Here is a 17,442-nt window from a genome sequence, read left to right as displayed (position 1 = left end):
GTATGATAAAAAAAATAGTAAAGAAAGCAGTACAGGTTCTGTTGATTCTCTTGGCCGCATGCATCGGATTATTTTTGATTATGGTGGCGTATGTAGTTATTGACGATAAAAAGCAAGCGGAAGAAGAGCGGGTTGCAGAAAAGACATATACGTATGAGCAGCTGCAGAAATTTACGGACGTTCTGAATCCGCTAGGGACGTATTTTTGGGATGAGTTTCCGGAATTAAAAGCAAAATATAATTTATCTAACGAAGAATCGAGAGTGTTAGGACGTTGGACCGGACTAGAACAGCCCAGTGCTGCAACATATTGGTTTTTCCCGAATAAGCTTTTTTACATGTTGCGTGAGGTATACTATCCTCATGGCAAAAAAAAATATATGGGTGCACTTATAGGTATTTGGTTCATTAATAACGGTATATTAAATGTTAAAATTATTGGAAATCTATATTGGGAAAAAGAAAGTATTTACAAATTTTGCGAACCGACAGAGTCACAGTTAATTAAAGTTGAAGGTATTGATCCGATAGGATATACAAAGACACCTATGGCACTGGCGGCAATCCCGGAAAACATAAAAAAGCAGTTGAGTAAAAAAACACTTAAACAGAAACCTGTTCGGATGGCACGTTCGCTTGTTTCTTATAATCCTTTAAAAGAAGGCGATTTTTCATACGGCTATTTCAAATATGTTGAAGAGATGGCACGAGAGAATCTGAGCGGAGAACAAATAGCGAATAGTCCTGAACTGGTACATCGTTTTTTCGATAACCCGCCGTTTTAATCTTGTCATGATTTATTAGGAGGACACCTTGCGTATACCGGAGGAGATTGGGAGAGAGCCTATGACAACATGGGCGACGCCGATCCCCCGCTGCGTTCGCGTGCAATACGTTCCGCGATGTCCTCGTTATGCTTTGTCGTTTCCGGCGCTTTGATTTCGGCAATGCATTCCCCGTCGGAAGCACCGTTCAGCCTGTACGCTCTTAAAAATACTTTCCAAGTATAATTCATATCGACCTCCGTAACGGCTTCAGGAACAGTATATATCGGTTTTATGCGAAAAACAACTTTACGTGCGGTAGCCGCTATTTTTATATCGCCTGCGCCTATAATAAGGGGCGGGGGTACAGTATGAAAAAACACAATCGCCGCTATAAGGATTCGGTCTTCGTCGATTTATTCGGCGAAGACAAGTGTCCAACAAGGTACGTCCTTGTACCTTGTTGGACGACGAGTTTTTTACAAAAACTCGCTTCCCTATAGCTTACACCGACATCCTGTCGGAACAGATATAAATGCACGGCACACATTTGGACAGCTCGACCGAAATTACCCCCTTACGCCTTGAACATGTCATGTACATGAGTTTTTGTAACGATGTATCCTGCCTCATCGATAATAAAATCATTGTGCTGGTTGAACACCAATCTACGGTCAATGCCAATATGCCCTCGCAAACACCGTACGTCCGTGTACCGTGTTTGCGGCGAGTTTTTGCGCTGCAAAAACATCTCATTCAATGTGTTTTATCGCCAACCTTGGCGACATTAATAAGAAAGCAAATCCAAAACCCGCGCGATCGTTATTTGCGTAAACTCAAACAGATTCCGACGCCCGAATTCTACGTCTTCTACACCGGTGAAGAAAAATACCCGGTACGGACGGAACTCAAGCTCTCCGATGCATTCTCAGTGAAATCCGTAAAACCGAGTCTTGAATTGCTTGTAAAAGTGATAAACATCAATTACAATAAAGACAACAAGCTTTTGGAAAACTGTAAGCCGCTTGAAGAAAACACGCAGTTTGTTGAAGCGGTGCGCCGGCATATTAGGCTCGATGCTGAAAACGGCTTTAGGAATGCGATAAAGGAGTGCATTCAGAATGATATTTTGCGGGATTACTTGGAGCGAAAATCACGGGAAGTGCGATAAAAAGCATCGGCTGAAATAGCGCCTCCGCTTTTTATCTCGAGTTTGCGTCGCAAACTCGATTTTATAGTACGGGTGCGCCATCGCGCACAGAAAAAACTTTTACGTGAAGTTGCAACTTCCCGTAAAAGTTTTTTTGAAAGGAATGAACATGTTGATAGCCGAATATGATTACGATACCGATATTGCAGTTCAACGGGAAGAAGAGAGAGAAACAGCGTTTGCCGAGGGGGAAGAAAAAGGGGCTCATCGCAAAGCGCTTGAAACGGCAAAGGCAATGAAAGTTGAAGGTTTTGCTTCCGGCTTGATTGCAAAAATTACCGGCTTGGATGAAGAAACAATAAACAGAGTATAAAACGCTTGAAGCTTATTGCGCGCCGCGGGCAGTGAAAATCAAAGTTCCCACTCATCAATAAAGCGCTCGTAGGCGGCGATGGTTGCCGCCAGTGTAAGGTCGGCGACGGCTCCGCGGCCCGCGTAGTCGTTGCCCTGACTTATATACAGCGATTCGAGCATATATTTCAATTCTTCGACTGATAAGTTCGGGTCGTAAGCTCTTCGCCGCTCAAGACCCCGCATTTCCTGTTCGAATACGTATCTATATGTTGTATCTTCCCATTCGGTTGTTTCTGCCATGGTTAAAATATACTGTCTTTTTTTTGCAAATACAAGTATAATTGCTTTATGAGCGATACGGAAAAATGCAAAGAAGTTCATACGGACACCGATGTGGTGCGCATCCGCGACGAGGGCTTGCACGAATTGTGTGCGACTATCGCCGGCATGACAAGTGCCCGGGACGTTGAAGATTTTTTCGGTTGCCTGTTTACCGAAGCCGAACGCGAGGATTTGGCAAAGCGCTGGCTTTTGGTGCGCGAAATAGATCGGGGAACCACGCAGCGCGAAATTGCGCGCATGTTTAAAATGAGTTTGTGTAAAATTACGCGCGGCGCAAAGGAACTTAAAAAAGACGGCAGCGCATTCCGCAAAGTGCTGGATTTGCTCAAATCCGATTCGCTTAAAAAGGAGCGTTTGAATGGAACAAAGTAAAAAGACAATCGGCAAAATTTTTTCTCAATATCCTCTGCGAGTATGCATAGCACTGTACCTTTTGTGCTATGCGTTCCGCTTGTGGGAATATTTGGTACTCAAGACGGACGAAAGCGTTATCGGTGAAAACTTTATTCATAAAGTCTGCGGCGTCGTTGTGATTTTCGCCGCGCTTTTCGCATCGGGCTTGCATTGGCGCGACATAGGTTTTTCGCGCGCCGGGCGGCTTAAAAACATCGGCTTGGGCTTGGCTTTGGGCGTCGGCTTTTACACAATCGCCTATGCGGCCGAGTGTATCGCGTTGTACGTTCAGGGCGCCTCTCCTTCTTTGACGATAGCGTCCGGCGGTTTTTCGCTGGTAAACACTACCGAGTTTGTAAGCGTGGGAATCGGTTTTATTCTTTTATTCAATGTGCTTAACGTATGGATGGAAGAAGGTTTGTTCCGCGGACTTTTTACGCGGCTTTTGCGCGAACGGTATGAATTCAAAACGGTTATTTTTATTACCGCGTTATTGTTCGGACTGTGGCATTTGGCAATGCCCGTACGCTCGTTTTTCGAAGGGCAGATGAAGTTCGTCCCGATGCTGCTTTTGGGCGCGGGCTATGTAGTACTCTCATTCGTCTACGGTTTAAAGATGAGCTTGTTATACAGGATAACCGGCTCTTTGTGGGCGGGCATGGCCGACCACTTTTTTAACAACAGCGTTATCAATATAGTACACGTTGTGTCGAGCATGGGAAGCGATCATCTGCAAGTTGTACGGATTGTGACGGCACAGCTGTTGTCCTTTGTTTTTGTATTGATTCTCTATCTGCGCAAAAAGAAAAGAGGGTTCTAAGAAGAAAAACTTTCCCCTTTGACTGAAAAGCCTCGAAAGCGTATACTGCATTAAGAGGTGTATCATGAAAATATCATCGAAACTGATTGCGGCAGCGGCGGGGCTCTTGCTCTGTTTTGCCGGCTGCGCGCAAAAGTCCGCGCTTTCGTTTAAAGCGGGAACCTACCGCGCCGAAGCGCAGGGAAACGGCGGGCCTGTTCCCGTAAGCGTTACGTTTACGAATAAGGCCGTTAAGTCGATTATCGTGGAAGCGAATAAGGAAACGCCCGGCATTGCCGATCCTGCGATCCAAAAGATTCCCGAAGCCATCGTAAAAGGGCAAACGCTTGCCGTCGATACGATAAGCGGATGTACCGTAACATGCAACGCGATTATTGCGGCCGTTACCGATTGCGTTGTGCAGGCGGGCGGCGATGTTGCAGCGATGCAGGTAAAAAAAATCGCCAAAGCGAAAGCCGGAAAACCGATTGAACGCAATGTGGACGTTGTCGTTATCGGAGGCGGCGGAGCGGGACTTGCCGCAGCGGGAAGCGCGGCTCAGGAAGGCGCCAAAGTCGTCCTGATCGAAAAGGCTGCGGCACTCGGCGGAAACACCATCCGCGCAGGCGGTGCGTACAATGCGGTCGACCCCGAGCGACAGGCAAATGTCCCGACGGATGCTTCGCTTAAAAAATCGCTCGAAGATATCCAAAAACTTTCCGCCGATTCGGTCGATCCGGAATACCGCGAAACGCTTGCAACTTTGCAAAAGCAGATCGCGGATTATCTTGCGCGCAATTCGGATAGCCTGTTCGACAGCGTTGAACTGCACACCTACCAAACTTACAAGGGCGGAAAACGCACGGGACTCGACGGCACTCCCATCTACGGAAATTATAAGCTGGTAAACCTGCTTACCTCGCAGTCGCTCGATGCGCTGAATTGGCTTGCGTCAAACGATGAATCGGTGCACATCAACGATAACATCTACACGGTTCTCGGCGGTTTATGGCCCCGCGCACACAAACTGAGTTTGCCTGTCGGCCGCGGGTTTATCGAACCGCTGCAAAAACTTAACGAAAAGTACGGCACTGAAATTATGCTTGAAACGAAGGCGACCGAACTGATTGTTAAAAACGGCCGCGTTGTCGGCGTAAAAGCGGAAAAGAGCGACGGAACAAAGGTAACGCTGAATGCGAAAAAAGCCGTTATTATGGCTGCCGGCGGTTACGGCGCAAACCCGAAGATGGCGATCGAATATGACGATTACTGGGGATGCTTAACCGAAGACATGCCGACTACCAATACGCAGCTTACAACGGGCGACGGCATCGTCATGGGTAAAGCGGCCGGCGCGAATCTTGTGGGCATGGGATTCATTCAGCTTATGCCCAGCTCTCATCCGGTTACCGGTTCCCTCGGCGGCGGTTTGTGGACAAGCGCCGAAAATCAGGTTTTTGTAAATAAGGAAGGCAAGCGCTTTGTGTCCGAATACGAAAGCCGCGACGTTATGGCAAAGGCCGCGCTGCAGCAGCCGGACGGAATGTTTTGGATTATCTGCGATCAGTCAACTGCGGGAAATCCTCAACACGGCGGCCAAAACGGCTGGGGCAACGACATCGACGAACTGATTAAGGACGGCAGCGTTCTTACGTCGGATACGCTTGAAGGCCTTGCCGCGCAGATCGGCTGCGATCCCAAAACGCTTACGGCCGAAATCGCCAAATACAACCGTTTTTGCGAAACGGGCGAAGATACCGACTTCCATAAAACAAAGCTCGGCGAAAAAATAGACGTGGGTCCGTTTTGGGCAACGCCGCGCAAACCGTCGATTCACCATACGATGGGCGGTCTTGAAATCAATGAAAACGCTCAAGTACTCGACGCAAACGGCGCTCCTATTCCCAGTTTTTATGCTGCGGGCGAAGTTACCGGCGGCATCCATGCGGGTAACCGCGTCGGCGGCAATGCGCTCGTAGACATTATGGTGTTCGGCCGCATCGCAGGCAAGAACGCCGCTGCCGAAAAATAATGCAGCTTCAATGTAAGAAATAGGCTATAGTCTAAGACAGTCGTAGATTATAGCCTTCGACTGTCATAGATTACAATCTACGGCTGCCGTAGACCATGTGCTGCGACACACCTAGGGCACGGCAACCGCTGTTTACGGAGGGTAACCGGACGTGCCGAATAAAACCGATAAAGAAATATTCACAGAAATAAGAGCGATAACGAAAGACAAAGCACAGTGGAACACGGCAATCGATGATGTTGCAGCAAAACTCGGCGACCGGTATTCGACGGCTGTAAAAGCAAAAGCGTTGTGGCTTCTCGGTGAAATGGGATTACAGTATCCGTTATCGGTGCAGCCGTATATTGAACAAATCGCCGGTTATTTGCAAAACGATAATCCGAAACTGCGGGAGCGCTCGGTAAACGCATTGGGACGGATAGGCAGGGCAAACAAGGATTTGATTCTCCCTTATTTTGACACAATGATGAATATGCGCTCCGACACAGCAGAAGCGGTACGGCTTGCGTTTGTGTGGGCTTGTGAAAATATTGCAACGAATGCGTCGGAGCTTTTTTGTGATAAATTGGAAATGTTCTATGAATTGATATCGGATAAGGGAGAGCGCGTACGAATTGAGGCGCCTGAAATGTTTCGGGTAATGGGAAAACGGCTGCCGCATTCCGTAGAACCGTATTTGAAAAAATTGGAGCGGTTCGCGGAATATGACGTACACCCTGTTGTCCGTATTCACACGAGCGGTGCAATCCGCATAACGAAAAGAGCGTTGGAGGAAAGTAAAAATGCCGCAAATGAGTAAGGGCGGAAAATATATTTTCGGTTCTTTAAAATTCGACAAACGAAAAGATTATCAAATCTTGAAGATTGTCGAATTCACTGTTTCGTAACGGAGTGAGAAACAGCATATTATAAGCGATGTTTGCGCTTGCGCAAACTCGGCGTTTAACGAGAGCGCGCTATTCCAGCGCTCGAAGTTAAACCTTGGTCAATTAATACGCGAAAACGGAAAAATAACTCTTCCGACACCGGCGGTAGAAGAATATAAGCTGCAAAAAGAACAATATATTTACATCGTTTCCGGCAGCAAGCAAACAGGCGGATTTTGCGTAATGAGCGAACCGCTGCTTTTCCGCTCAAAACTGAATCACATCCTAAAAGAAAATTCCGATTTGGCGGACAGGACCCTAAAAGAAGGTGAGCTGATTTCATACAAGGGAAGAAAATACGGCTGGCTTACTCTGAAAGATAATGGAGTTCACCTTTCGCCGTCTTTAATGCAAATGCTGGATATAAAAGTCGGGGACAAATTGTTGGCAATCCGAAGCAGCGATATTGCCTTTACCTTGGGTGCCAAGGGCGCATTGATACAAAAAGCACATGAATATACGGGAGAAATCGAAGTTTTTTGACGGAGAAGCACGATTTATAAGGTGTTCATATGCCGGACAAATACATCGAACGATAATGCGACATGACAAAGAGCTTAAAAAAGCGAATGTTTATGAAAACAACGTGAAAAAAGGGGACGCGAACGGCTTATGAGCGCAGCGAATTGCCTGAACGTTCCCTTTTTTCATGGTATATTATCAGAAAGAATCGTTTTTTACCGTTTCTTGTCCATGCTGCATTATCGAGGTACTTACGATTGAATTTACCGCTTTTTTCCTGTATACTTTCGGTATGTCTGCAAGCGATACATTGATTGTGAAGGGTGCGCGCGAGCACAACTTAAAAAATATAGATGTCGAACTGCCGCGCAACAAGCTGGTGGTTATTTCGGGTCTGTCCGGTTCGGGAAAAAGTTCTTTAGCCTTCGATACGATATTTGCCGAAGGTCAGCGCCGTTATGTGGAAAGTCTTTCGGCTTATGCCCGTCAATTTTTAGGCAGAATGGATAAGCCCGACATCGATTACATTGAAGGACTGTCGCCTGCAATTTCAATCGAACAAAAAACGACTCACCGCAACCCGCGCTCGACCGTGGGAACGGTAACCGAAATTTACGATTATTACCGTTTGCTGTATGCGCGCATCGGCATTCCGCACTGTCCGATATGCGGGCGCAAAATTCAGGAACAATCGATCGATCAAATCATCGATACGATTATGAGCTGGCCGGAAGGAAGCCGCATTCAGATTTTGGCGCCCGTTATACGCGGGAAAAAGGGCGAACACCAAAAAATTATCGACGATGCGAAGGCGGCCGGTTTTGTGCGAGCGCGCATAGACGGCGTCATGACTTCGCTCGACGAACCGATTAAACTCGACAAGCAAAAAAAACATACGATCGAATTGGTTATCGACCGCATCGTCATCGGCGCCGGTGTACGCCGCCGTTTGGCCGACTCGGTTGAAACGGCACTGAACAGCGCAAACGGCATTTTGGTTGTTGCGCGCAGTCTTCCGGGTGAAAAAGCGGCGGAAAGCGAACACTTTTTTTCGCAAAAGAGCGCGTGCCCCGACTGCGGCGTTTCGTTCCCCGAAATGCAGCCGCGGCTTTTTTCATTTAACAATCCGTTCGGCGCTTGCCCGGAATGTACGGGCTTGGGCGAAAAGATGGAATTCGATGAAGATTTGATTATTCCCGACAAAAGCCTTTCGTTCAATGAGGGCGGCATTGCAGGCTACAATCCCGATTCCGCGTGGAACCGCTGCCGGCTTGAAGCGCTCGCGTCTTATGCGGGATTTTCGCTCGACGAGCCCTTGGGAAAATTGACGAAAAAACAAACGGATATTCTTTTTAACGGTTCGAAGGATTCAATAAAATTCGTGTACGAAAAACAGGACGGCTCCGGCTATTCGTCCTACGATCAAAAATGGCCGGGACTGTATGCCGACTTGCGCCGCCGCTACCGCGAAACGTATTCGGAAGCTCAGCGCGTGAGCTTGGAGCGGCTTATGGCGCACCGCGAATGTCAAAGTTGCGGCGGCCGACGCTTAAAGCCGGAAGCCCTCGCCGTAACCGTCGGCGGCAAAAACATATACGACTTGTGCCGGCTTTCGGTCGGTGAATCGTTGGACTTTTTTGCCGCGCTTAAGCTGTCCGAAACCGAAAAAAAAATTGCCGCCCAAATCGAAAAAGAAATCGTCAACCGCTTAACGTTTTTAAAAAACGTCGGTTTGGATTATTTAACGCTCGACCGTCAGGCGGCGACCTTAAGCGGCGGCGAAGCGCAGCGCATCCGCCTCGCGACGCAAATCGGTTCGAGCCTGGTCGGCGTTTTGTATATTTTGGATGAACCGTCAATCGGCTTGCACCAAAGGGACAATCAAAAACTTATCGACACGCTCGTGTATTTGCGCGACTTGGGCAATACGCTGATTGTCGTCGAACACGACGAACAAACGCTGCGCACGGCCGATTGGATTATCGACTTGGGCCCCGGTGCCGGCGTACACGGCGGCTACGTAACGGCTTCCGGTACGCCCGAAAAAGTCGCGCAGTGCAAAGAAAGCCTGACCGGTCAGTATTTGGCCGGCACCTTGACCATGGCGATTCCCGAAAAGCGCCGCAAAGGAAATTCGCACAGCCTGCGCATAAGCGGTGTAAGCGAGCACAACTTAAAAAATATCGCGGTGTCGATTCCGCTCGGAACATTCACCTGCGTTACGGGCGTATCCGGTTCGGGAAAATCGACCCTCATAAGCGACGTGCTGTTTCCGCTTTTATCCAACAAACTCATGCGCACTTCGCTGCAAGTGGGCGCATATAAATCGATCGAAGGCTTGGAGTTTATCGATAAGGTTATCCACATCGATCAAAGTCCCATCGGGCGCACGCCGCGTTCGAATCCCGCAACCTATGTGGGCGTGTTTAACGGCATACGCGACTTGTACGCCTCTCTTCCCGAAGCCAAGGCGAAAGGTTATAAGCCCGGCCGTTTCAGCTTTAACGTAAAAGGCGGAAGATGCGAAAACTGCGAAGGTGCCGGCACGATTACGATCGAAATGAACTTTTTGTCGGACGTGTACATTACCTGCGACGTGTGCCGCGGCAAACGGTTTAATCAGGAAACGCTCGAAGTGCGTTATAAGGGAAAAAACATTGCCGACGTTTTGGATATGACGATAGAAGAAGCCGCCGATTTTTTTGCCCACATTCCGCACATTGCGCGTAAAATGCAAACCCTGCTCAGCGTCGGGCTCGGCTACATAAAGTTGGGACAGTCGGCTTTAACGCTTTCGGGCGGCGAAGCGCAGCGGGTAAAGCTTGCGAACGAGCTCGCCCGACCGTCTACGGGAAAAACGCTGTACATCCTCGACGAGCCGACAACCGGCCTGCATTTTGCCGACGTAAAGCAGCTTATGGAAGTCATTCACCGGCTGGTCGATCAAGGCAATACCGTCGTTATGATCGAACACAATTTGGATGTGATTTTGCAAGCCGACAATATTATCGATTTGGGGCCGGAAGGCGGCTTTGCAGGCGGTAACGTACTTGCGTGCGGAACGCCCGAAGAAGTTGCGCGCTGCGAAAAGTCCTATACCGGTTTTTATATAAAGGAAATGCTCGAGCGCAAAAGAAGGCCGCGGTGAAACCTTGCTTCGTTACGGGAATTTGTATAAGTATTTTTATCGCGTGTTTTTTTCCGGCATTTTCGCAGGGAGATCAAAATTCCGTCGTAACGATAGAGCAGGCGCTTAAAACCTCGTATGTAAAAGACGAAAAGCAAAATACCGAAATCATTAAGTTTTCGGGCAACGTCGTCGTTTCGGTCGTAAAGGGCGGCAAAAAAACGATTATCCGTGCCGATACAATCAACTTCGACCGCAAACGCAATGAACTGTATGCCGAAGGCGGCGTCGTTTTGGAACAGTTTGAATCGGGGAATTCGACGCAAACGCTGACGGCACAATCCGTTTTGTTTAATACGGCGACGCTCGAAGGAATTTTTTACGACAGCAAAGCGGTACAGCGCCGGCAGGAATCGGTAAAGCTGCCGGAAGGTTCCACCCTCATCGTATTTTCGGATTACTTTGCGAAAGACCGTTCGGATGTCATCACGTTCAAAAACGGACAGCTGACCTTTTGCGACGACGAAAATCCGCATTGGAAAATCAAAGCGAGCCGCATTTGGCTGCTGCCCGGCAACGAGTTTGCATTTGCGAACGCGCTTTTGTACGTGGGCGCCGTGCCGCTTATGTATTTTCCGTTTTTTTATTATCCGAAGGACGAACTTTTTTTTAATCCGTCGTTCGGTTACCGCGCGCGCGAAGGCTACTTTGTGCAGACGACCACGTATTTTATGGGCCGCAAAGCGCTGACTCAGGGAACCGACAGCGGCAAGGGCTTTAATTTTATGCAGCCTTCTTCGCTGTACGAACAGGAATTGGACGGTTTGGTACTGCACAATTTGAATACCGAAGCGTCTATGCCGCCGTATTTTTTAAAGTTTATGGCCGACTATTACAGCACGCTCGGTGGTATGACCGGCATCGCCGGGGACTTTAAATTCAATACATTTTTTAAATCGCTTTCGTTCGACGTACGTTTGGGCTTTTCGAATACGATATATCCGGTGCCCGGCTACACTCAATACATATCGTACAGTTCGCAAAACCGAAAGCATGCGGACTTCGGCCTGTTTTTCGGCATGCGGCTTCCGTTCCGCTATGCGGCGTCTTTTAAAACCGCCGCGCAAGCCGGCGGCTTTTCGCTTTCGGTTGCGCTTCCCCTGTATTCCGACCCGAAATTCGCACGCGACTTTTCCGACCGCAAAGAATCGATGGACTGGATAGACTTTTTTTTAAAGGGCGCTTTTTCGGGGGCGGGAAGGGTAGAAGACGTCGCATCTTCGTCGAGTTCCTCATCCGTTTCTACGATATCGTCGTACACGTGGGACATCGCAGGCTCGTACACGCCTTCTCTCGGCTCCCTGCGCCCTTTGCTCGATTCGTTTTCGATTTCGTCGTTCAATTCGTCGGTGCTGTTTTCGTCGTATAAGATACCCAAAAATACCATGCTCGACAGCGTATTCGCAGGCGACGGCGAGTGGTACGACAACAGCCCGAATCAGGATTTTTTTTATCCGATACAGATAAAGCCGCTTGCGTTTTCAGTGTCGGCGTCGGGTACGCTTTTCGAATGGCCGCCGAAAGAACGGAAAAAGAAAGAACCGTCGGAGCGTGGGCAAGCCGCACAAAAGCTTATGAGCGTGCCGGAGACGTTCGCTTCCGGAAATACCGCCGACGCTGCCGATGCACAAACGGAACAAAACGCACAAACCGCCGGCAGCGTCGTTGCAAAAACCGACTCGCTTTTTGCCGACGCGACGCTTCCGAATATCGATATTCTCAAACCCGCTTCGGCGCAACATGAAGCGCTCACGTACAAACTTTCCTACACGTTCAGGCCGAATTTTTCGTCGCTGCTTACTTTCAGCCCCATTAAAACCGCAGGCGGTTCGAGCGTTGAGAGTACCGATTTTTCTTTGGCCGCGCCGAAGTCTTCGGAAGTGTCGATAAAAGCGCCGCTCGACATAACCGGCAGTCTTGCATGGTACGGCAGCGTGCTTTCGCTTACGAACGCCTTATCTTTTGCGCCCCAGTACCAAACGCACCCGATTCTTTCGGGCACGCAGTACACGGCAAGCGAGCGCGAAAAAATCGTGTTGAACGATTACGCTTCGCGTAAAACCGACATTACGAACACGAACGCTCTGACCGTAAAGCCCCTTGTGTTTTCCCCCGTGTTTAAGAATTCTTCCGTAAGCTGGAACACCGGCGTAAAATTGCTGCAAAGCTCCTTTACCGGCACCGCGGACAATCCCGAATGGACGTATTATGCGCCCAAGTGGGACGAAAAAACGCTTACGAGCCACAACGTGAATGTAACTTTAGCCACGCAGGAAGACGCCTTTTCGCAAACTTTCAGCATTCAGGCAAACCTTCCGCCGCTGGTCGATTCGTATACGGGCAAGCTCGAATTCGCGTTTCCGGCAGGACGCACTTCGCTGGAAGCCGGCTACAAAAAGCGCGACCTGTCGTCGGGTGTATGGTACTTTGCGCCTTGGGTGCAGTCTTCGTCGTGGTCGCTTTTTCAAAAAACGCGCGACGGCAAAGACAACAAAAACAAACTGAATTTTGCGCAGCGCTTCGAGTACAATATAAACGACAAACATTCCGAACGCTTCGATGCCGCTTTGTCATGGCGCAATTTCCGCGTTTCGTACGAAATGCTGTACACGTATTCGTACACGCTGAACACGACAACCGGCTGGGTTTCTTCGTCGGAAAAGAAGTTTTTGCCGTATGCACTGAGCGCTTCGCTCAATACCTCGTCCGCCGAATTTACGAACAAAGCGAAAACAATCAGCGTAAAGCCCTCCGTATCGAGCGCGCTGTCGTGGAACATCGTAAAACCGACCGACAGTTATTTTAACTTCAGCCCGTCGCTTGCGCTTAAAATAAACGATTTTCTTACGCTGACTTTCAGCGCGGAAAGCCGCAACAAAGAATTGCTCCGCTACATGCAAAAGGCGATCGGCTTTACGCCGGAGATTCCCGGCGAGCGCAACGTCTTTGTCGACCTGTGGAATTCGTTCGCCTTTTGGGACGAATCGAAGCGCGCTTCGTCAGGCTTTAAATTGAAGCACATCAATATAAAACTCGAACACGATTTGCACGATTGGACTTTAAAGTCCGAATTCAAAGTGGAGCCGCGCATTATACAGGTTTCGCCCGGCGTGCAAAAATACGATTACAAACCCTATTTTACGCTCTCGGTGCAGTGGAAGCCCATGCAGGGCATACGCACGGTTATCAAAGACGAATACGGCAACTTTATACTGAACCCTGCAAGTTGAATGCGGTTTTGAACTTGCCGAATTTATGTGCATATGCTATAGTATGCGCATGAACAGAGTACTTGACACGCACCGGCGTACCGTACAAAATTCACCGCTTCACCGCTTCACCGCTTCACCGCTTCACCGCTTCGGGCGAACTGTATCTAAAAACAAACATACAATCCTTTCGCACAACAAGCGCACGAAGGACACATCGTCCTTCGTGCGCTTGTTTATTTTTGTCGCAAAAGGAGGTAAACAGAACATAAAAACACAGGTAAACCGTTTGCGCAGCATTGCTCTTCTTCGGGTTTGAAAATCGGGGTTCAGCCACAAATAATTTGGAAGAATTATCATGGCTGAAAGATAAAAACCGCCCGCGTTCTATTCTGCACTGTTTTAATGTACGAAGGAAAGTTGCTTGTTCTCAGTGTGGGAAGAGAGTAGGAGGGTTTGGGAGGAAGAGAGAAACCTTGCTCTGAACAAGGTGTCTCTCTTCCTCCCAAAGGAGAATGCTATGTTAAAGTACGCTCTTCGTGAAAACTTACTGACGGCTGCGCCGGACGACTTTATGGCGCAGGTAACCGATGTGCGTTCGTACACGCTTGACGAAATCATCGACCTTATGATGCAAAAAGGTTCGACGCTTACGAAAGCCGACGTAAAAGCCGTGCTGCAAATCTTCGGCGAAGTGTGTGCCTCACTCATCGCCGACGGCAGCGCGCTCAACACGCCGCTTATGAACACTTCGATGAGCGTTGCAGGCGTTTTTAACGGGGCGAACGATGTCTTCGATAAAAAACGGCACACCGTCAATTTGAACTTGAGCGCAGGCATGCTTTTGCGCAAAGCCGCCGAGCGCGTACGCTGCGAAAAGACGGGTACCGTGAGCACCGATCCGTACATAGGCGAAGTTAAAGACATCGTTACGGGCACCGCGAACGACGTTTTAACCGCCGGCGGTGTCGTACAACTGACCGGCTCGCGTTTGAAGTTTAAGGCGGACGACACTGCGCAGGGCATCTTCTTTGTGCCCGAAACGGGAGAAGCCGTGCGCTGTTCGGTCATTGCCGAAAACAAACCCGCCCGCCTGATGGCAATCATTCCGCAAGACCTTGCCGCCGGCACCTATTACGCGGAAGTGCGCACCAAAATCGCCGAAGGGGGTAAAGCGATTAAGATCTTAAAAACGGGACGGTTCGCCAAACCGCTTACGGTAACGGCATAAAGCGGATTATACCGCCGCGTGTAGGATGCATACACACATACGTGTAGCCATCCTACACCGCTGTGTGTAGACGCCCTACACGCATACGTGTAGACAGCTTACACGGCTGTGTGTAGATCGTTTAATACCGATTAATTTAAGGAGATTTTAGAATGAGTACAAAACAAACGCAAAAAACAAAGCGCTGCTGTTCGGCGGTGCTTATAGGTATTGTGCTTGCCGCTTTATCGGCAGGCTGTTCAAATCCTGCAGGCGGCAATAGCCTTCCGGCGGCAGTGCGGGCGGAGGCGGCACACCGGGCGGAGGCGGTTCGGGAACACCGCCCGCAGCTCCCTTTGTCGAAGGCGGCGCCTCGCTTATCTTAAGCCCCGATAAGCTCGACATCAAAGTTACGGTAACAACTGCCGGCAGTACCCCCGTTACAGTTGAAGGCTGTACCGAAACAATGCTTACAAGCGGCACCGAAACTACACTGCATGCAAAGGGCGCTGTCGTTATCTTTAAAGGCAAGATCATCAAGCTGAACTGCTGGAACAATCAGCTTACCGCTCTTAACGTGCGGGGCTGTACCTCTTTGGAAGGGCTGAACTGCGTGTATAATCAGCTTACCGCACTTAATGTGCAAGGCTTAAACGCTTTGCAATGGCTGCAGTGCGACTTGAATAAACTGACCGAACTTAATGTGCAGGGCTGCACTGCTTTGCAATTTCTGCAGTGCAACCGTAATCAGCTTACTGCACTTAATGTGCAGGGCTTAACCGCTTTGCGAGGTCTGAACTGCAACGGCAATTGGCTTACTGTTCTTAACATGCAGGGTTTAACCGCTTTGCAAAGGCTGAGCTGCTACGGCAATAAGCTTACCGCTCTTGACGTGCAAGGCTTAACCGCATTGCAAGAGCTTGAGTGTTTCAAAAATCAGCTCGCCGAGCTTAACGTGCAGGGCTGCACCGCTTTGAAAACGCTGCAGTGCAACCACAATCAGCTTACCGCAGATGCATTCAAAACGCTTTTTGACAATTTACCGGTTCGAGCGGAAGGCGATCGTGCGAAGTGTTATCTTTACACCGAACAAACCGGTGAAAGCAATCATACGAACTTTAGCGCTCCGCCGGATTTAGCCGCAGGCTTTACTGATGCTAAAAATAACAAGAAGTGGAAGATGTATAAGTTTAATGCAAGCGGGCTTGCGGTTGAGATTTAACGCTGCGTTCGGGCGTTTCGAGCCGCTCTGTTCGAACCGCTCGTACCGCCTTATACGAGAGGCTCGTATCGCTCGGATCGAAGATCTCGTATCGGGCGGAACGAAGGTGTCCGCCCGCTCGGGCAGGTACCTCACACTAAGGGACATGATAAACCCCATCTTATGAGCAACGAGGCGTAAAAGAACTGCGTGAATAGCGAAAAGTAAATACGCGAAATCGTCTACGGCTGCCTGTGTAAAGCAAAAATATAAATAGATATGATACGGCGTACAAAGGACCTTTGATCGCTCGGGTGAGTACCTCACACTAATGCAGAGTACTGGTAATGTCGGGGTGTCCGTCAGCATAGGGACGGAAAACGAGTCTATTTGAAGGAGTGAAAGCGGGCAGGACGTATATTTTTCAGCGACTTTTCCCTTTTGTTCCTATTTTTATACTGTCTTCGCCTATAATAAAAGCGGAGGTGCAGTATGGCAAAACATAACCGCCGCTATAAAGATTCCGTGTTCGTCGATTTATTCGGCGAGGACAAAGACGCAAAGAAGAATTTTTTGTCGTTATATAACGCGCTTCACGGCACTCATTTGGACAGTTCGGCAGAACTTAAACCTTTGCGCCTTGACAACGTCATGTACATGAGTTTTTGCAATGATGTGTCCTGCCTTATCGATAACAAAATCATCGTGTTGGCAGAACACCAATCTACCGTCAATGCCAATATGCCGGTGCGCTTTTTGGAATATATCGCCCGCCTGTACGAGCAAATCCAAAACCCGCGCGACCGCTATTTGCGTAAACTCAAACAGATTCCGACACCCGAATTCTATGTCTTTTACAACGGAGAAGAAAAATACCCCTCCCAGGCGGAACTGAGGCTGTCGGACGCATTTACGGTAAAATCCGCAAAACCGAGCCTAGAATTGCTTGTAAAAGTGATAAACATCAATTACAATAAAGACAATAAGCTCTTGGAAAGCTGTAAGCCGCTTGAAGAATACACGCTGTTTGTAGAAGCCGTGCGCCGTCATATCAAACTGGATAGAAAGAACGGCTTTAAGAATGCCGTCAAAGAGTGTATACAAAACGATATTTTGAAAGACTACTTAGAGCGAAAATCACGGGAGGTTATGAACATGTTGATAGCCGAATATGATTACGATACCGATATTGCAGTGCAAAGAGAAGAAGAACGCGAAACAGCCTTTGCCGAAGGTGAAGAAAAAGGGTCTCATCGCAAAGCACTCGAAACGGCAAAGCTGATGCGTACGCATAATTACTCCATTGCCGAAATTTGTGAAATGACCGGCCTTTCCAAAGAAGAAGTGGAAAATTTATAATTCGTTTTGTTGCCGGCGACGGACATTCCCTTATTCAGATATCTCTTGACTGAA

General features: G+C 48.8%; 15 protein-coding genes and 2 pseudogenes. 15 read left to right on the top strand and 2 right to left on the bottom strand.

Annotated features, from left to right (window positions below; genetic code table 11):
* Positions 1-2 precede the first annotated feature (2 nt).
* Entirely contained in the window at positions 3-785 is a 783-nt protein-coding gene (locus tag HMPREF9194_RS06815; protein WP_016525644.1) for a hypothetical protein, read from the top strand.
* A 59-nt stretch (positions 786-844) separates the two neighbouring features.
* Here HMPREF9194_RS06815 and HMPREF9194_RS12310 read toward each other — a convergent pair whose 3' ends face one another.
* Entirely contained in the window at positions 845-1,015 is a 171-nt protein-coding gene (locus tag HMPREF9194_RS12310) for a hypothetical protein (RefSeq protein ID WP_016525643.1), read from the bottom strand.
* Between the two features lie 120 nt (positions 1,016-1,135).
* Between HMPREF9194_RS12310 and HMPREF9194_RS06805 the strand changes: the two are divergent.
* Together HMPREF9194_RS06805 and HMPREF9194_RS06800 are read left to right on the top strand one after the other, a co-directional pair.
* Positions 1,136-1,935 (top strand): annotated as a pseudogene (locus HMPREF9194_RS06805) (hypothetical protein).
* Positions 1,936-2,077: 142 nt separating this feature from the next.
* A pseudogene (locus HMPREF9194_RS06800) lies at positions 2,078-2,287 on the top strand (hypothetical protein); the annotation flags it as partial.
* 38 nt (positions 2,288-2,325) lie between these two features.
* Here HMPREF9194_RS06800 and HMPREF9194_RS06795 read toward each other — a convergent pair.
* On the bottom strand, positions 2,326-2,568 hold the full coding sequence (locus HMPREF9194_RS06795; RefSeq protein ID WP_016525640.1) for a hypothetical protein: 243 nt from the start codon (positions 2,566-2,568) through the stop codon (positions 2,326-2,328).
* A gap of 48 nt (positions 2,569-2,616) precedes the next feature.
* Here HMPREF9194_RS06795 and HMPREF9194_RS06790 point away from each other — a divergent pair, with 48 nt between their 5' ends.
* The 12 genes from HMPREF9194_RS06790 to HMPREF9194_RS06735 all read left to right on the top strand — a co-directional run bounded on the left by HMPREF9194_RS06790 (position 2,617) and on the right by HMPREF9194_RS06735 (position 17,388).
* Positions 2,617-2,982, top strand: a complete 366-nt coding sequence (locus tag HMPREF9194_RS06790) for a Trp family transcriptional regulator (protein WP_016525639.1) — start codon at positions 2,617-2,619, stop codon at positions 2,980-2,982.
* Entirely contained in the window at positions 2,969-3,823 is an 855-nt protein-coding gene (locus HMPREF9194_RS06785; protein ID WP_016525638.1) for a CPBP family intramembrane glutamic endopeptidase, read from the top strand. Before HMPREF9194_RS06790 ends, HMPREF9194_RS06785 begins: the two co-directional genes overlap by 14 nt.
* Before the next feature lie 64 nt (positions 3,824-3,887).
* A complete protein-coding gene (locus HMPREF9194_RS06780) occupies positions 3,888-5,834 on the top strand; it encodes a flavocytochrome c (protein WP_016525637.1) in 1,947 nt (648 codons plus the stop codon).
* A gap of 151 nt (positions 5,835-5,985) precedes the next feature.
* Positions 5,986-6,633, top strand: a complete 648-nt coding sequence (locus HMPREF9194_RS06775) for a sister chromatid cohesion protein PDS5 (protein ID WP_016525636.1) — start codon at positions 5,986-5,988, stop codon at positions 6,631-6,633.
* A 310-nt stretch (positions 6,634-6,943) separates the two neighbouring features.
* The gene (locus HMPREF9194_RS11905; RefSeq protein ID WP_016525634.1) at positions 6,944-7,243 is read left to right on the top strand and encodes a hypothetical protein; all 300 of its coding nucleotides are present in this window, start codon (positions 6,944-6,946) and stop codon (positions 7,241-7,243) included.
* A gap of 271 nt (positions 7,244-7,514) precedes the next feature.
* Positions 7,515-10,370 (top strand): excinuclease ABC subunit UvrA, encoded by a 2,856-nt coding sequence (uvrA, locus tag HMPREF9194_RS06765; RefSeq protein ID WP_040846751.1) that lies wholly within the window; start codon positions 7,515-7,517, stop codon positions 10,368-10,370.
* Positions 10,367-13,639, top strand: coding sequence for an LPS-assembly protein LptD (locus HMPREF9194_RS06760; protein WP_016525632.1), 3,273 nt, complete (start codon positions 10,367-10,369; stop codon positions 13,637-13,639). The genes uvrA and HMPREF9194_RS06760 overlap by 4 nt, the downstream gene beginning before the upstream one ends.
* A gap of 49 nt (positions 13,640-13,688) precedes the next feature.
* Positions 13,689-13,937, top strand: coding sequence for a hypothetical protein (locus HMPREF9194_RS06755; protein WP_156828007.1), 249 nt, complete (start codon positions 13,689-13,691; stop codon positions 13,935-13,937).
* A gap of 201 nt (positions 13,938-14,138) precedes the next feature.
* Complete coding sequence (locus HMPREF9194_RS06750; RefSeq protein ID WP_016525631.1) at positions 14,139-14,849, top strand: DNA-binding domain-containing protein; 711 nt, start codon at positions 14,139-14,141, stop codon at positions 14,847-14,849.
* Between the two features lie 152 nt (positions 14,850-15,001).
* Positions 15,002-15,214 carry a hypothetical protein gene (locus tag HMPREF9194_RS06745; RefSeq protein WP_016525630.1) on the top strand — a complete coding sequence of 71 codons (213 nt, stop codon included), beginning with the start codon at positions 15,002-15,004 and terminating at the stop codon, positions 15,212-15,214.
* 80 nt (positions 15,215-15,294) lie between these two features.
* Positions 15,295-16,050: a leucine-rich repeat domain-containing protein gene (locus tag HMPREF9194_RS06740; protein ID WP_016525629.1), complete on the top strand. Its 756-nt coding sequence runs from the start codon at positions 15,295-15,297 to the stop codon at positions 16,048-16,050.
* Positions 16,051-16,521: 471 nt separating this feature from the next.
* Positions 16,522-17,388 carry an Rpn family recombination-promoting nuclease/putative transposase gene (locus HMPREF9194_RS06735; protein WP_016525627.1) on the top strand — a complete coding sequence of 289 codons (867 nt, stop codon included), beginning with the start codon at positions 16,522-16,524 and terminating at the stop codon, positions 17,386-17,388.
* Positions 17,389-17,442 lie beyond the last annotated feature (54 nt).

It is taken from the genome of Treponema maltophilum ATCC 51939, from assembly GCF_000413055.1.
GTDB classification, from domain to species: domain Bacteria; phylum Spirochaetota; class Spirochaetia; order Treponematales; family Treponemataceae; genus Treponema_C; species Treponema_C maltophilum.
The sequence above is the reverse complement of the archived record's forward strand: the minus strand, read 5'-3'. Positions and strand labels throughout refer to the sequence as shown.

Excerpts from the sequence above, each read along its gene's own strand:
- HMPREF9194_RS06815 (WP_016525644.1), top strand. The coding sequence starts at position 3 with ATGATAAAAAAAATAGTAAAGAAAGCAGTACAGGTTCTGTTGATTCTC.
- HMPREF9194_RS12310 (WP_016525643.1), bottom strand. The coding sequence starts at position 1,015 with ATGAATTATACTTGGAAAGTATTTTTAAGAGCGTACAGGCTGAACGGT.
- HMPREF9194_RS06795 (WP_016525640.1), bottom strand. The coding sequence starts at position 2,568 with ATGGCAGAAACAACCGAATGGGAAGATACAACATATAGATACGTATTC.
- HMPREF9194_RS06790 (WP_016525639.1), top strand. The coding sequence starts at position 2,617 with ATGAGCGATACGGAAAAATGCAAAGAAGTTCATACGGACACCGATGTG.
- HMPREF9194_RS06785 (WP_016525638.1), top strand. The coding sequence starts at position 2,969 with ATGGAACAAAGTAAAAAGACAATCGGCAAAATTTTTTCTCAATATCCT.
- HMPREF9194_RS06780 (WP_016525637.1), top strand. The coding sequence starts at position 3,888 with ATGAAAATATCATCGAAACTGATTGCGGCAGCGGCGGGGCTCTTGCTC.
- HMPREF9194_RS11905 (WP_016525634.1), top strand. The coding sequence starts at position 6,944 with ATGAGCGAACCGCTGCTTTTCCGCTCAAAACTGAATCACATCCTAAAA.
- uvrA (WP_040846751.1), top strand. The coding sequence starts at position 7,515 with ATGTCTGCAAGCGATACATTGATTGTGAAGGGTGCGCGCGAGCACAAC.
- HMPREF9194_RS06755 (WP_156828007.1), top strand. The coding sequence starts at position 13,689 with ATGAACAGAGTACTTGACACGCACCGGCGTACCGTACAAAATTCACCG.
- HMPREF9194_RS06750 (WP_016525631.1), top strand. The coding sequence starts at position 14,139 with ATGTTAAAGTACGCTCTTCGTGAAAACTTACTGACGGCTGCGCCGGAC.
- HMPREF9194_RS06745 (WP_016525630.1), top strand. The coding sequence starts at position 15,002 with ATGAGTACAAAACAAACGCAAAAAACAAAGCGCTGCTGTTCGGCGGTG.
- HMPREF9194_RS06740 (WP_016525629.1), top strand. The coding sequence starts at position 15,295 with ATGCTTACAAGCGGCACCGAAACTACACTGCATGCAAAGGGCGCTGTC.
- HMPREF9194_RS06735 (WP_016525627.1), top strand. The coding sequence starts at position 16,522 with ATGGCAAAACATAACCGCCGCTATAAAGATTCCGTGTTCGTCGATTTA.